Source organism: Lysinibacillus boronitolerans JCM 21713 = 10a = NBRC 103108, from assembly GCF_000772935.1.
Lineage (GTDB): Bacteria > Bacillota > Bacilli > Bacillales_A > Planococcaceae > Lysinibacillus > Lysinibacillus boronitolerans.
Genome location: NZ_JPVR01000079.1, coordinates 68,604 through 84,581, shown reverse-complemented (window position 1 = coordinate 84,581; position 15,978 = coordinate 68,604). Strand labels below are relative to the sequence as shown.

The 15,978-nt window shown below is 36.9% G+C and carries 13 protein-coding genes; 12 read left to right on the top strand and 1 reads right to left on the bottom strand.

The window, feature by feature from the left end; genetic code table 11:
- Window positions 1-1,320, top strand: a complete 1,320-nt coding sequence (locus CD31_RS17300) for an ABC transporter permease (protein ID WP_036079452.1) — start codon at window positions 1-3, stop codon at window positions 1,318-1,320.
- Window positions 1,321-1,382: 62 nt separating this feature from the next.
- Here CD31_RS17300 and CD31_RS17295 read toward each other — a convergent pair whose 3' ends face one another.
- Window positions 1,383-2,543 carry a class I SAM-dependent methyltransferase gene (locus tag CD31_RS17295; protein ID WP_036079450.1) on the bottom strand — a complete coding sequence of 387 codons (1,161 nt, stop codon included), beginning with the start codon at window positions 2,541-2,543 and terminating at the stop codon, window positions 1,383-1,385.
- Window positions 2,544-2,741: 198 nt separating this feature from the next.
- Here CD31_RS17295 and putP point away from each other — a divergent pair, with 198 nt between their 5' ends.
- The 11 genes from putP (at window position 2,742) to CD31_RS17240 (ending at window position 15,978) form a co-directional block, all read left to right on the top strand.
- Window positions 2,742-4,229, top strand: coding sequence for a sodium/proline symporter PutP (gene putP, locus CD31_RS17290; RefSeq protein WP_016995390.1), 1,488 nt, complete (start codon window positions 2,742-2,744; stop codon window positions 4,227-4,229).
- A gap of 133 nt (window positions 4,230-4,362) precedes the next feature.
- The gene (hflX, locus tag CD31_RS17285) at window positions 4,363-5,649 is read left to right on the top strand and encodes a GTPase HflX (protein WP_016995391.1); all 1,287 of its coding nucleotides are present in this window, start codon (window positions 4,363-4,365) and stop codon (window positions 5,647-5,649) included.
- 412 nt (window positions 5,650-6,061) lie between these two features.
- Window positions 6,062-7,549 carry a peptide MFS transporter gene (locus CD31_RS17280; RefSeq protein ID WP_036079448.1) on the top strand — a complete coding sequence of 496 codons (1,488 nt, stop codon included), beginning with the start codon at window positions 6,062-6,064 and terminating at the stop codon, window positions 7,547-7,549.
- Window positions 7,550-7,753: 204 nt separating this feature from the next.
- Complete coding sequence (locus tag CD31_RS17275; protein WP_016995394.1) at window positions 7,754-8,899, top strand: M20 peptidase aminoacylase family protein; 1,146 nt, start codon at window positions 7,754-7,756, stop codon at window positions 8,897-8,899.
- Window positions 8,899-9,723: a GNAT family N-acetyltransferase gene (locus CD31_RS17270; protein ID WP_036079445.1), complete on the top strand. Its 825-nt coding sequence runs from the start codon at window positions 8,899-8,901 to the stop codon at window positions 9,721-9,723. Before CD31_RS17275 ends, CD31_RS17270 begins: the two co-directional genes overlap by 1 nt.
- 21 nt (window positions 9,724-9,744) lie before the next feature.
- Window positions 9,745-10,851 (top strand): o-succinylbenzoate synthase, encoded by a 1,107-nt coding sequence (menC, locus tag CD31_RS17265; RefSeq protein ID WP_036079444.1) that lies wholly within the window; start codon window positions 9,745-9,747, stop codon window positions 10,849-10,851.
- Between the two features lie 51 nt (window positions 10,852-10,902).
- Entirely contained in the window at window positions 10,903-11,955 is a 1,053-nt protein-coding gene (locus CD31_RS17260) for a YkvI family membrane protein (protein ID WP_036079442.1), read from the top strand.
- A 285-nt stretch (window positions 11,956-12,240) separates the two neighbouring features.
- The gene (locus CD31_RS17255; RefSeq protein ID WP_016995399.1) at window positions 12,241-13,191 is read left to right on the top strand and encodes an ABC transporter permease; all 951 of its coding nucleotides are present in this window, start codon (window positions 12,241-12,243) and stop codon (window positions 13,189-13,191) included.
- On the top strand, window positions 13,184-14,137 hold the full coding sequence (locus CD31_RS17250) for an iron chelate uptake ABC transporter family permease subunit (RefSeq protein ID WP_016995400.1): 954 nt from the start codon (window positions 13,184-13,186) through the stop codon (window positions 14,135-14,137). Before CD31_RS17255 ends, CD31_RS17250 begins: the two co-directional genes overlap by 8 nt.
- On the top strand, window positions 14,134-14,895 hold the full coding sequence (locus tag CD31_RS17245; RefSeq protein ID WP_016995401.1) for an iron ABC transporter ATP-binding protein: 762 nt from the start codon (window positions 14,134-14,136) through the stop codon (window positions 14,893-14,895). The genes CD31_RS17250 and CD31_RS17245 overlap by 4 nt, the downstream gene beginning before the upstream one ends.
- A gap of 63 nt (window positions 14,896-14,958) precedes the next feature.
- Window positions 14,959-15,978, top strand: a complete 1,020-nt coding sequence (locus CD31_RS17240; RefSeq protein WP_036079440.1) for a siderophore ABC transporter substrate-binding protein — start codon at window positions 14,959-14,961, stop codon at window positions 15,976-15,978.

The window sequence follows — 15,978 nt, the reverse complement described above, 5'->3', positions numbered from 1 at the left end:
ATGTTATTTAAGGATCAATTAGATTTTGTAACACAACATATCAAGAAAAATAAGCTGCGTGTGTTTATGACGATACTGGCTGCAACGATGGGCTGTGCCTTTCTAATCGTGCTAGCATCTGTTGGTTTTGGATTACAGGAATCTTTACGCAATGAAATTCTTTCAAACGAAACCGTTACAAAAATTCAAGTATATGGTGATAAGCAATTAACTGAAGAACAAGTACAAGAAATTAAAAAAATGGAACATGTAGAAACAGTGCTTGAAACAATTAGTGTCAATGCCTCCGCTCAATCATTTTTTGAGGATCGTGATACAACTTCTAATTTAATATTGTCAGATATGCAGGACTTTGAACAGGTAAATGGAAAGCTTGCAAAAGGCCGCTATCCAACAAAATCTAATGAAATTGTTGTAGGCTATCATTTTGCTCAAACATTATTGAATGATACAGAACGTGACGTCATTGCGGAAAAAAGTAAAAAGGCTGAAGCTGAGGGCACGTATTATGATGGCAGTGAAGAGGGCTATAAAGAGTCTTTGCTTGGAAAAAACATAGACCTGTCCTTAGTTCCCCACACGGGTACAAATGATGAAACGCAAAAAATGAGTTATACAATTGTTGGCGTAATGGAGAAACCTTCTTATGATTGGATGGTTGATAACGCTATTCATATGGATAAAGAGCAAAAGGCAGTATTAGCTGAAAATTTATCTACAGATAGTAACATGGCAGAGGATGAGCTGTTTTACTCCGAATTTAATATTTATGCGGATACTTTAGAAAACGTTAAGCCGATTTTAGAGAAGTTAAAAGATAAGGGCTATAGTGTATTTTCAGTAACGGAGCAATTAGAACAAATGAATGTATTTTTCCTTGTATTAAAAATTGGCTTAATCTTTGTAGGCACAATTGCTGTGTTGATTGCTTCTATCGGTATTTTTAATACAATGACAATGGCTGTCACAGAGCGGACACGCGAAATTGGTGTGTTAAAGGCGATTGGGGCAAGTCCAAAGCTTATTCAACGGTTATTTTTAATGGAAAGCACATTTATCGGTATTTTTGGTACGCTAATTGCTGTTGTCATCTCGTATGCTATTAGCTTTGCGGCTAATGCAGCATTACCATTAATTCTTAAGGCGGCAACAGGGGAGGAAGCGTTTGCAACAAATGATATAACATTTTCTCTTATCCCATGGCAACTAGTCATTATTGCAGCGGCCATTAGTGTTGGTGTAGCGATGATTTCAGGTTATCGCCCAGCACGCAAAGCAACTAAAATCGATGTTATTCAAGCTTTACGACAAGAGTTATAATGAAAAAGGCGATCCAATCAACGTTGGATCGCCTTTTATTTGGAAAGAAGTACATCTGTATGTTATAAATACTCTTTTAACTCATTCGCTAAAAATGGCGTTGCATTCAATAAATTTAAGAAGGCTTCATAGCTGGCACGTTGTTCTTTAGTTGGTTTTTTACCTGTTTGATATGCTCGAATTAATATGTTTTTAGGTGTATTCTCCATATCGATAAACTCTAAAAGCTGTGCTTCATAGCCAACAAGCGATAAAATTTCAGCTCGAATAGCATCTGTAGCAAGTGCCGCAAATCGCTCTCGAACAAGTCCATGTTGCAACATAATATCGAGAGCAGGTGTATTTAATTGACGATTTAACTCATGCTGACAGCAAGGCACACTTAGAATGACACTTGCTCCCCATTTCACAGCACGAGCCAAGGCCATATCTGTTGCTACATCGCATGCATGGAGTGTCACTACCATGTCTACAGCACTTTCATCATTATAATCATTGATATCTCCTACCAGAAATTCTAGCTGATCATAGCCTAGATCCTGTGCTATTCTTGAGCATTCTTCAATAACCTCTTTTTTTAAATCTAAACCTGTAACACGAATGTCTAAGCCTTTTTCAATTTTTAAATAATGATACAAAGCAAAGGTTAAGTAGGATTTACCTGAGCCAAAATCTAATATCCGTACCTGTCGATCCTGAGGTAAGTATGTTAAGGCATCATCAATAAACTCAATAAAGCGGTTAATCTGTTTAAATTTATCATACTTTTGTTTTTTAACCTTTCCTTCTTCTGTTTGTACCCCCAGTCGTATTAAAAATGGATAGGGTTGATCATCAGATAGTAAATAATTTTTTTTACGATTATGGCTTAAATGGACTTGTTTAGGTGAAGCCGTTTTATCTGATTTCCAAAGGACTTTGTTCTTTTTTGACAATTGCACTTGTACCGTCTCATCTACGAAATCAATATGGGCTTGACGATACTCCTCAAAAAACGCGTCGAGCTTGGAAGGAAAATGAGCCAATAGAATATTTTCATGTTTTAAAATCCGTTCATATTGGTATTCAATTTGTATATGGTACTGATTCTTTAACATTAATGGTTTTAATTTTATTCGTTTTATTTCGTTTGATTTCATACGTGGTTGACTGATTGTAGCTGTCACAAGCTGTTGTTGCAAAATTTGCTCAGTGAGCAGAGCTTTCATTTCTTCAAATGTCATACATTTTCGCCTACTTTATTGTGTAATAGATGGCACTAGTTTAACACATTTTATAATAGACAATGGATACTTTGGTATTCGGAATTAATTTAATAAAAATTCCGAGTATTTATAGGTAGAATTGTATATTCATGGTATCTTAAATATAGTAATTCTTTTTGAATTAGTGATACTAAGGATTAATAAGGAGGAGAAAATATGTCGGATAACATGTATCAATTATTAGCGATTGTTATTTATATGGTCGCCATGCTAGCGATTGGCTGGTATGCATTTGTTAAAACCTCGAATTTAACAGATTATATGCTTGGCGGTCGTTCCTTAGGTCCAGCGGTTACTGCGCTAAGTGCGGGTGCTGCGGATATGTCTGGCTGGCTCCTAATGGGCTTACCAGGTGCGATATTTTTATCAGGTCTTGTGGAAGCTTGGATTGCAATTGGATTAACAATAGGAGCTTACCTAAACTGGCTACTTGTGGCACCGCGTTTACGGGTATATACACAGGTTACAAATGATTCCATTACTATTCCAAGTTATTTGGATAATCGATTACGTGATCATACAAAGCTTATTAGGATTGCTTCAGGTATCATCATCCTCATATTCTTTACATTTTATGTATCGTCAGGGATGGTAGCAGGGGGCAAGTTTTTTGAGAGCTCATTTGGCTATGATTATCACACAGGGCTATTAATCGTTTCAGGTGTAACAGTTGCCTATACATTATTTGGTGGATTTTTAGCTGTAAGTTATACAGACTTTTTACAGGGACTTATCATGTTTTTAGCACTTATTACTGTACCGCTATTTGGTTTATTTGTAACAGGTGGTATAGGTGAAACCATTTCATCTATTAAATCTGTTGATCCAGATCTTCTAAATTTATTACCGGCCACTGCGACAGCAGCAGGGATCATTTCGTCGGTTGCTTGGGGATTAGGCTATTTTGGACAGCCTCATATTATTGTCCGCTTTATGGCGATTAGTTCCGTTAAAGAAACGAAGCAAGCACGACGCATAGGTATTGGCTGGATGATGTTAAGCTTATTTGGAGCTATTGGAACTGCCTTGGTGGGTGTAGCTTATTATCAGCAAAATGCTGGAGAGCTAAAAGATGCTGAAACAGTATTTATTGTACTTGGACAGATTTTATTCCATCCATTTATAGCAGGGATTATGCTGGCGGCTATTTTAGCAGCTGTTATGAGTACAATTTCATCCCAATTAATTGTAACTTCTTCGGCACTTGTAGAAGATATTTATAAAGCATTATTTAATAAAACAGCAGACGATAAGCATTATGTTTTTGTGGGACGTATGGCTGTATTAGTTGTTGCGATTATTGCAGCAATCCTAGCATGGAATCCAGACAGTTCCATCTTAAGCTTAGTTGGCTTTGCTTGGGCAGGTTTCGGTGCCGCATTCGGACCTGTTATTTTACTTTCTTTATATTGGAGAAAGTTAACGAACTATGGAGCACTTAGTGGGATGGTAACAGGAGCTGTAACTGCGTTTATTTGGGGTAAAGTAGATGCTTTATCAAGTGCGTTGTACGAAATTGTTCCGGGCTTCCTTGTTTGTTTAATTGTTGCGGTTGTTGTCAGTATGCTGACATATAGACCAAATAAAGAAATTGAAGAAGAGTTCACACGCTCAGAAGCATTGCTAAAAGAAGAAAGAAAATAGTTGAGATGCGCCTTTCCGTGAGGCGCATTTTTTAGAAAGGTTAACAATGATCTTCAAATACGAAATAGAGTATTTTATGGTAAGATGAAGAAAATTTATCGTAGCGATATCGGGCTTTGGTGGGAGGTTTCTAATGGATAGAATTAAGGAAGTTGATGTATTAATTGAAAAGGCCATCCTAGTTGGCGTGAATTTACGAAATGACGAGCATTTTGACTATTCTATGGAAGAGTTACAAAATTTAGCTGAGGCTTTGCGGGTAGAAGTGGTTGGGACGGTCACGCAAAATTTGGAACGTGTAACACCTTCCCATTATGTGGGTACAGGTAAAATAGAAGAAATCAAAAATTTTTATGAAGAAGCACAAGCAAACCTTGTTATATTTAACGATGAACTGTCTCCTTCGCAAATCCGTAATTTAGAGCGTGATTTAGCAACGAAGGTCATTGATCGAACAATGCTGATTTTAGATATTTTTGGAAGACGTGCAAAAACACGTGAAGCCCAAATGCAGGTGGAGTTAGCACAGCTTCAATATATGCTACCTCGCTTAGTGGGTTTGCATGCCTCTTTAAGCCGTCAGGGTGGAGGTACTGGAGGAGGCTTTAAAAACCGTGGTGCTGGTGAAACAAAGCTGGAACTGGATCGACGAAAAATTGAAGATCAAATTGCTAAAATTAAAAAGGATCTTGAGCACGTGAAGGAGCAGCGAGAAACGCAGCGTAAACAGCGTCGTAAAAACGCTCTTCCAGTTGTATCGATTGTTGGCTATACAAATGCTGGAAAATCAACGATTATGAATCAACTGCTTACACAAATAGGACAAGAAGAGCATAAACAAGTCTTTGAGAAGGATATGCTTTTTGCAACTCTTGAAACTTCTGTACGTCAGATTGAACTACCTGATAAAAAGACATTTTTACTGACAGACACTGTAGGCTTTGTGAGTAAATTACCTCACCATTTAGTGAAGGCATTTCGCTCCACTTTGGAAGAGGCGCGAGATGCGGACCTTTTACTCCATGTGGTAGATGTTTCAAATGCTGAGCACGGATTTATGATGGATGTGACGAACGAAACACTAAAAGCAGTTGGTGTTGAGGACATTCCCACAATCTATGTATACAATAAAGCAGATATAGCAACTGTTCCATACCCTGTAGTGAGTGGAGATAATATTTGGATTTCAGCAAAGCAGGGGATTGGTTTAGAAGAATTAATACAATTAATTCGTCAACACATCTTCTCGCATTATGTAACGGTTGACATGTTAATACCTTATGATCAAGGGAACGTTGTCTCTTATTTAAATGAAAATGCCTCTGTTTTTAATACATCCTATGAAGAGGGTGGGACATTATTGTCTCTTGAAGTAAAAGCAGCAGATTACGCAAAGTATCAGCACTATGTTGTTAATTAAAAATTAAGGACTTCCCAAAGCATGCCAAAAGATTTTTGGCATGCTTTTTGTCATTAGAGGGAATAGTAGAATCTAGAGCAATGTGAAGGGTGTATCTAAAAGGTTATAGAAAAAGAGTATAAATTTGTAAGTAAAGTAATAAATCTGAATTTTATATATTTTAGAATAATTCATTGTATGTGTAATAATTTTTTGGATATAAAGTGTGAGAAAACTTAGATATATCAAAGGATTTAATAATTTAGATAGTAATCAATCAGAATTTATAGAAAAATGACAAATTTTCAACATTTTTTAAAACTCTTGATAAAGTTTATAAAACGCTTTAGTATGATGAAACAAAGTTTTTTTATCCTTATTTTAGGGTAATGATGTTTTTGGAGAATAATTTTATATTGGGAGAGGGTATTGTATGTCTAGTAAAGATGAAGTTGTAAAATCTGTCCCTCAAAATGGCTTTGTTGGACACCCTAAAGGGCTCTTTACTTTGTTTTTCACAGAATTTTGGGAACGTTTCTCGTACTATGGTATGCGAGCAATTCTCATCTTCTTTATGTATTACGAATTACATGAGGGTGGCTTAGGTCTAGACCGCGGAACTGCGAACTCTATTATGGCCATCTACGGCTCACTTGTTTATATGTCTGGTATTATAGGTGGATGGATTGCCGACCGAGTTTTAGGAACACGAAAAACCATTTTTTATGGTGGCGTGTTAATAATGATTGGTCACTTACTGCTAGCATTGCCTGGTGGTGTGAGCATGTTATTTGCTTCGATGGCATTTATCGTTATGGGTACTGGTTTATTAAAGCCAAACGTTTCAAGTATTGTTGGGGACATTTATGCTGAAACAGATAGCCGCCGTGATGCAGGTTTTTCTATTTTCTATATGGGTATTAATATGGGAGCATTCATTGCACCATTTATTGTCGGAACAATTGGACAAAAATATAGCTTCCACCTTGGCTTTGGTTTAGCTGGCCTGGGTATGTTTATTGGTTTAATTGTTTATAAATTAACAGAGAAAAAATATTTAGGCTTAGCGGGCTTACAAGTAAATAACCCACTAAAGCCTGAAGAACGTAAAAAAGTCTTTACACAATTCGGAGTTGCAGCTTTACTGATTATCATCTTAGGTGCTATTGGTATTAAAACTGGTACATTAACAATGAATGTATTTAGTTTTATCATCACAGCTCTTGGTGTATTAATTCCAACTGCATTCTTTATTTATATGTATCGCAGTAAAAAAACAACAAAAGATGAAAAGTCTCGTTTACTTGCTTATATTCCTTTATTTTTATCAGCGGTAATGTTCTGGGCTATTCAAGAACAGGGCGCAACAATTTTAGCGACTTATGCAGATGAGCGCACACAGCTAAGTATTGGTGGTATTCAGCTTCAATCTTCTTGGTTCCAGTCATTAAACCCATTATTTGTTATTACAATGGCACCATTATTTGCGATGCTATGGCTTAAATGGGGAGACAAGCAGCCAACAACACCACGTAAGTTCTCATATGCATTGTTCTTTGCAGGTCTCTCATTTTTAGTGATGATGATTCCAGCACACCTATCTGGTGGAAATACATTAGTGAGTCCTTTATGGTTAGTATTGTCATTCTTCTTAGTAGTTGTTGGTGAGTTATTATTATCACCAGTTGGTCTATCTGCTACAACGAAATTGGCACCACAGGCCTTCGCAGCACAAACGATGTCTTTATGGTTTTTAACAAGTGCAGCAGCACAAGCAATTAATGCACAATTAGTTAAGGTCTATGAAGTTGTAAGCGAATTCACATACTTTGGTTTCTTAGGTACCTTATCTATTGTAGTCGGAATTATTATATTAATTCTTTCACCGATTATTTCAAAAGCGATGAAGGGTATTAATTAAATGAAAGATGCAAGTACAGTTTTCTTAATAGCTGTACTTGCATCTTTTTTTGCTATCTAAATAAAAGTCTACCTAAGAAACTGAGAGCGAAATATATTATCGTAAGTAGTTATTTTATTGAATGTGGGTAAAGTTTCTATGTAGAAAATTAACATTTTCGTTATAATAATTTTAATAATATGAAAATTTAAGGGGTTGGAATCCATGAAGGAAGAGTTAGATTATTTGAGGCCAAGATTAATGGAGATTTTTACGTATTTACATGCGAATCCAGAAATCAGCTGGCATGAAGTAGAAACCACCAATTATATAGTGGAGCTATTAACGCAAGAAGGTTTTTCTCCTAGACGATTTAAAAATTCCACAGGATTATATGTTGATGTAGGCAACGGTGACCCCAAAGTAGGATTAAGAACAGATATAGATGCTTTATGGCAAGAAGTAGATGGCCATTTCCGTGCGAATCATTCATGTGGACATGATGGGCATATGACGATGGCCATTGGTACACTATTACTTTTAAAAGAACTACAGCTATCTATTAATGGTACAATTCGTGTTATTTTCCAACCTGCTGAAGAAAAAGGGACTGGAGCATTATCCGTAATAGAAGAAGGCGTTATTGATGACTTAGATTATTTATTTGGTGTCCATGTAAGACCTGTTCATGAGCTAGAGGACGGCACTTATTGTGCGGCCTTATATCATGGTGCCTCTCGTTTACTTGAAGGCGAGATTATCGGAGAGGATGCCCATGCTGCAAGGCCACACCTTGGTATTAATGCAATTGAAGTAGGTGCAACAATTATCGAAGATTTGCGAACCATTCATACAGATCCTATGGTTCCTGTATCTGTAAAGATGACGAAATTCCATGCAGGGGGAGATTCGGGCAATATTATTCCAGGTAATGCCTCATTTACGATTGATATTCGTGCACAACAAAACAAGGTGATGGACGATTTAGCACAAGGTGTAAAGCGTGTGATAGATTCTTCTAAATTATTGCATAAGGTACAAATTGAATTACGTACGGTTGCCAATATCGTAGCTGCTGAAGTTGATACAAGTGCTCAATATTTGATGGAGCAGGCAATTATACAGGCTGCTGGATTATCAAATTTAAGAAAGCCCGTTCATACACCTGGTGGAGAGGATTTTCACCATTATGCTGTACAACGGCCACATTTAAAAACAACCATGCTAGGCTTGGGTTGTGGATTAACACCAGGGTTGCATCATCCGAAAATGAAATTTAAACAAGCAAGACTTGTCACAGGAGTGGAGATACTTACAAGAGCAGTTTTATTAGCTTTGGAGACAGGGCATAAAAAGGAGGCGTCAGCATAATGTTAGAGCAAGTACGTATTCACAAAGTAATGACACCGAAAGAAATTGCAGAGATCCAAAAATTAAATGCTGAAATATGGGGCAGCCAAGCAATTCCCTCCCATCAATTACTAGCTGCTGTACAAAATGGGGGAATCGTATTAGGAGCGTATTTAGATGAAAAGCTAATTGGCTTTAACTATTGCTTCGTTGGCTATCAGAATAGAGAAATGTACTTACATTCGCACATGATTGGTGTAGAAAAAGCATATCGTGAACAAGGTGTGGGTGAATTATTGAAGCATGCCCAACAAGAATATGCCAAAGAGCATGGTTTTCAACTTGTCCGCTGGTTAATTGAACCGTTAGAAGCACGTTTGGCGAATCTAGCATTTCTAAAATTGAATGCCACTAGTTATCAATATGAAAATGATTATTATGGTCCGCTTCGAGATGACTTTAATGAAGGACTACCTTCAGATAGATTAGTCGTTGAATGGTGGATTGAGCACGATCAAATGGCAGATAGCCTTGATGAATTAGAAGAAGTAGCGCAGGAAATTGTACCTTGGACATTAACAGTCGACGGATTACCGGTTCTAGATGTAGAAAATACATTTCAGTTGGAACAATCCTTTTATAAGGACGCCTATCTCTTACCAATCCCTCAATCACTACAGAAAATGAAAGTGGAAAGTCCAAAACTTGCAGAGGACTGGCGTTATAAAGTTCGCACAATCCTAACAACCTTATTTAACCAAGATTATGCCATTGTACGCATGAAGAAACATCCAGAATATGTTCATAGCTATCTGTTAGTCAGACGCTCCTTATTAGCTTTATAATCATGATAGGGAGTGAACATTGTGAGATTAGAAAAGATTACATTAAGGCATTTAAAAATGCCTATGAAAGCACCATTTACAACGAGTTTTGGCACTGTTGATGAAAAGGAACTGCTATTAATTGAGGCAAAAGATAAATCAGGGATCACAGGATGGGGAGAAACGGTTGCCTTTGTAGCACCATGGTATACAGAAGAGACATTAAAAACAACCTGGCACATGCTACAAGATTTTTTGATACCCATCTTGTTACATAAAGAGATCGGGCATCCAGATGAGGTGACCTCATTATTTGCACCTATTCGTCGAAATTGCATGGCGAAAGCTTCAATTGAGGGTGCTGTATGGGATATCTATGCTCAGCAAACAAAGCAATCACTTGCACAGGCGTTAGGTGGTCAAAAAAAACGTATTGAAGTGGGAGTCAGCGTGGGTATTCAACCATCTGTCGCGCAGTTGATAGCATTAATAAAAGATCATATTGAAAAAGGCTACAAAAGAGTGAAGATTAAGATAAAGCCTGGAGAGGATGTCGAGGTAGTACGGGCAATTCGTGCGGAACTGCCAAATTTACCCTTGATGGTAGATGCAAACTCTGCTTATACGTTAGATGATATAGAAATACTACAGCAGCTTGATGACTTTAATTTATTAATGATTGAACAACCATTAGCTGCTGATGATATTGTCGATCATGCAACATTGCAGAAAAAGTTAAAAACGCCTATTTGCTTAGATGAAAGCATCACATCATATGAGGATGCCAGACGAGCAATAGAACTTGGAAGCTGTGGTGTTATAAATATCAAGATTGGACGAGTAGGTGGTTTAACGGAAGCGAAACGAGTTCATGATCTGTGTAAAGCGAACCATATTCCAGTTTGGTGTGGAGGAATGTTAGAGGCAGGGATTGGACGAGCACATAATATTGCCTTAACATCTCTTAGTCATTTTTTATTACCTGGCGATACAGCAGGCTCTAGTCATTATTGGTATGAGGATATCATTGATCCAGAAGTAAACGTCAAAGATGGCTATATTGAGGTACCCCAGTCGGTAGGTATTGGTTTTAGGCCTAATATGGCTGTTATTGATAAATTAACGATTAGCAAAGAAATCTATCAATAAGGCAGTACTTAGTCAATAATTTAGTATATAGGAAAATGAGGAGAGAACTGATTGAAAAAAAGCTTGCAAATCGGTGGTGCCTATGTGGGGATTATCGTTGGAGCAGGATTTGCATCAGGGCAGGAGATTGTCCTTTATTTTACAAGCTATGGCTTTAAAGGCATATATGGAGCATTGTTAGCTATGGTTGGTTTCTCAATTGTTGGAATGTGTGTTGCTCAAGTGAGCTCTAGGCTTCGCACAGCATCCCATAAGGATTTGATTTATCAAATTTCAGGGAATGCTATGGGCTTTATATTGGATTTAGTTTTATCACTCTTTTTATTTGGTGTAGCTGTCATCATGTTTGCTGGGGCTGGTGCAACATTCCAGCAAATGTTTGGACTGCCTATCTGGCTTGGGAGTATTTGTATGATCTTGCTTACAGTAGCCACAGTCATGATGGATGTGAAAAGCATCATTAATATCATTGCACTTGCTACACCGTATCTACTAACCGTTGTGTCCATCATCGCTATCTATGCTATTGCAACGATGGATTTTACCTTTGCAGAGCAAGCTGTTATTGCTCAACAGGCTCAAATAAGTGCGAAAAGTTGGTGGGTAACGGCTTTATTATACATGTCGTTCAATGTAGGGGTTAGCTTCTCTTTATTGACTGTTATGTGTGGTTCCATACGCAATCATAAGGTAGCTGGCATGGGTGGTATAATTGGTGGGATTTTGTTAGGTGCTTTAATTTTACTTGTAAATTTCTCCCTTTTAGCAAAGATGAATATCATTGTTGGACTAGACATTCCGATGCTAGCGTTAGCTAATGAAATTCATCCGATTGTTGGAGTATTAATGACCATTTCTCTTTTGGGAATGATTTATAATACGGCAGTAGGGATGCTATATTCCTTTATGGTAAGATTTTTCGAGCCTAGTAGAGCAAGCTTTAGGGTTGCAGTCATATTTATAGGTGGTCTCGGTTTTTTAGCAAGCCTTGTAGGATTTACAACGCTAGTAGCTAAACTATATGCAGTGATGGGCTATGTAGGGCTAGTATTAATCATATTCATTATTTCTGCATGGTTAAGAGGCACTAAGAAAATTATTTAATATAAAAATGGTAATTGAGTGATAGACTTTATTCTCAATTACCTTTTTATTTGGATAAAAACATTGTAGAAATAGTGAATTATTTCGGTTCAATTGATTTGCGATAATGCTGATATTTCGTTAATTTGGCATATTTTTTAGTTAATCATAAATAAAACGAGAATAATTCTCATTTGTTGGTTGACTGAGAATAAAATCATGCTTATAATGGAAATCGTGAGTAATGATAATCATTTTCACTAATAAGTGAGTTACGCACAAAAATGAAATCTACCGGGGATTACTATGAAAATAAGATATCTTTTAACAGCAACTGTTTTGCTGTCTATTGTGTCGCTATTTATCGGAGTAGTTGATATTAAGCCTAGCGACCTATTAGACTTCCAATCAGAAGAAACTAGACTATTTTTAATTAGTCGTGTACCTAGACTTGTTGCCATCTTGCTAGCAGGTGCAGGTATGAGTATTGCTGGTTTAATTATGCAAAGCTTAAGTAGGAATAAATTCGTATCACCAACAACAGCTGGTACATTAGATGCCACACGGTTGGGTGTATTGATTTCAATGATGTTCTTTACGAATGTTACGTATTTCCAAAAAATTTCCTTCGCTTTCATATTTGCTTTAGCCGGCACATTACTATTTATGCAAATATTAAACCGAATTAAGTTTAAAGATGCGATTTTTATACCGCTTATTGGCTTAATGTTTGGGAATATATTGTCCTCTGTTACAACATTCTTTGCGTATAAGGCGAATATTATCCAGAACATTTCCGCATGGTTACAAGGAGATTTCTCATTAATCATGAAAGGCCGTTACGAACTGTTATACGTAAGTGTACCAATACTCATTTTGGCTTACATTTACGCAAATCGTTTTACAGTGGCTGGGATGGGAGAGGATTTTGCAAAAAATCTTGGTCTATCCTATAAATTTGTAGTCAATTTAGGCTTAGTGTTGGTAGCCCTTATCTCCACGACAGTGGTGTTAACAGTCGGTATCATTCCGTTCCTTGGTTTGATTATTCCGAACATTATTTCCCTGTTTAAAGGTGATAATTTGGCGAAAACCTTGCCGCATACAGCATTACTTGGTATGTCATTCTTATTATTCTGTGATATTTTAGGACGAGTACTGATTTTCCCTTATGAAATACCAATAAGTATGACTGTTGGTGTAATTGGAAGTGCCATCTTCCTATTCATGTTGTTTAGGGGGAGAGCATATGCGTAATCGTACAAAAATGTTCATTTTATTAGGTCTCGCTGTTATAGCAGTTGTCCTATATTTATTTTGGGAACTAAATGGTAATTATCACTATGCTTTTCCGCGCCGTGTCATAAAGGTAGTGGCAATGGCATTAACAGGTATAGCGATTGCCTATTCAACAGTAGTTTTCCAAACAATCACACATAATCGTATTTTAACGCCAAGTGTCATGGGTTTAGATGCTTTGTATATGTTAATTCAAACATGCATCTACTTTTTCTTTGGCTCTACATCCATATTAGTTATTAATATTTACTATAATTTTACGCTTGCAATTGGGGCGATGATTCTATTCGCTTTAATTTTTTACCGAGTATTGTTTAAAGAAGGAAAGCGCCCGATTTATTTTTTACTGCTTGTTGGAATGATTGTTGGTACGTTTTTAGGAAGTATTACTACGTTCTTCCAGGTATTAATAGATCCGAATGAATTTTTAGGCTTACAAAGTAAAATGTTTGCAAGTTTCAATAATGTTAATTCAGATTTAGTTTGGCTAGCAGGCGTTATCATATTAATAACATTTGTCTACGGTGCTCGTCATATGAATCAATTAGACGTCATGTCCCTTGGACGAGACACAGCAATTAATTTAGGTGTACCTTACGATAAGCTGGTGCAACGTATGTTAATTTTAGCTTCAATCTTGATTGCGGTTTCGACGGCGCTCGTTGGTCCAATCACATTCTTTGGTTTAATCGTTGCAAATTTATCGTATCAGTATTTTAGAACATACAAGCATTCCATCTTAATTACTGGCTCCTGTGTAATGAGTATTGTGGCTTTAGTCGGTGGGCAGTGGATGGTTGAACGTTTATTTAGTTTCACTACTACACTTAGTGTCATTATTAATTTTGTGGGTGGGGTCTACTTCATCTACTTATTATTAAGAGAAAGTAGGTCAGCAGGATGATACAAGTCAAAGAAATTACGAAGTTTTTTGGTAAAAAACCTGTCGTTCAAGATGTAAGTGTTGATATTGTTTCAGGAAAAATCACATCGTTTATTGGACCGAATGGTGCAGGGAAGTCCACGCTACTTTCTATGGTGAGCCGTTTACTGAATGCAGATACTGGCGAAGTACTACTCGATAAGGCAGATGTACGTAGCTGGAAATCGGATGATTTTGCTAAACGCGTATCGATTTTAAAGCAATCTAACTTTATGAATGTTCGTCTAACGATCCGCGAGCTTGTATCCTTTGGCCGTTTCCCTTACTCAAAAGGGCACTTAAAGCCAGAAGACGAAGAAAAAGTTGACGAAGCTATCCGCTATATGAATTTAGAAGATATGCAACACAATTATTTAGATGAACTTTCAGGTGGTCAACGTCAGCGTGCTTTTATTGCAATGGTTATTGCTCAGGATACGGAATATATCTTACTGGATGAACCATTAAACAACCTAGATATGAAGCATTCGGTCCAGATTATGAAGATTTTACGTAAGCTGGTTGATGAGCTAGGCAAAACAGTGGTTATCGTTTTACATGATATTAATTTTGCCTCTGTTTACTCTGATTATATTGTTGCATTAAAAGATGGTCGTGTTGTTAAAAATGGTCCTACAAATGACATTATTAACTCACATGCATTGAAGGAAATTTATGATATGGATATACCTGTTCAAGAGCAAGATGGTTGTCGAATTTGTGTTTATTTTAATTCGTAAAAATAGTTCCAGGTGGATGGCCATCTAACTATCAAATAACTTAATTAAAGGAGAAATTTCATAATGAAAAAATGGAAATTACTTACAGTTTTAATGGCAATGATGCTACTAGTATTAGCAGCTTGTGGTTCGAAAGACGAAGCAAAAGAAGATGATAAAGGTACGTCAACTGACAAACCGGCAGAAGAACAAAATGAGGCATCTTCAGCCTATCCACTGACTATTCCAGGTAGCACAATTGAAGGACGCGATGGTAATACTACGTTTGAAGAAGTAACACTTGATAAAATACCAGAAAAAGTTGTTGTTTTTGATAATGGTTTCCTAGATACTCTAGATGCATTAGGTGTTAATCCTACTGCAGTAGTACAAGATTCATTACCATCTTACTTAAGTAAATATAAAGATAGTGCTTATGTAAACGCAGGTACATTATTCGAGCCTGATTATGAAAAATTATCTGAAATTAACCCAGATATTATTTTTATCTCTGGTCGTGCGTCAGCAGCATATGCTGAATTATCTAAAATTGCACCAACAGTTTACATTGGTGTAGATAACAAAAACTTCCTAGAATCATTCAAAGCTAATACAGAATTAGCTGGTAAAATTTTTGGTAAAGAAAAAGAAGCAGCAGATGCGATCGCTGCATATGAAGCAAAAGTTGAAGAAGTAAAAGGCAAAGCAACTGCATCAGAAGAGAAAGCTTTAATCGTATTAGGTAGTGAAGGCGCGTTATCAGCATATGGTTCTGGTTCACGTTTCGGTGTTATCCATGATGTATTTGGTGTGAAAGCTGCAGATGAGAAAGTTAAAGTTGGAACACATGGTGATAATGTAAGTTTTGAATATGTTCGTGATACGAACCCTGATATTCTCTTTGTAGTTGACCGTGATGCAGTAGTAAATGAAAACGGCGAGTCAGGTACTAAAGCTGCAATTGAAAACGAAATCGTAAGTGCAACTAATGCTGTGAAGAACGGTAAAGTGTTCTACCTAGATCCAGAAGTTTGGTACCTTTCAGGTGGCGGTTTACAATCTGAAACACTAAAAGTTGAAGATGTATTAAAGGCGTTTAACTAA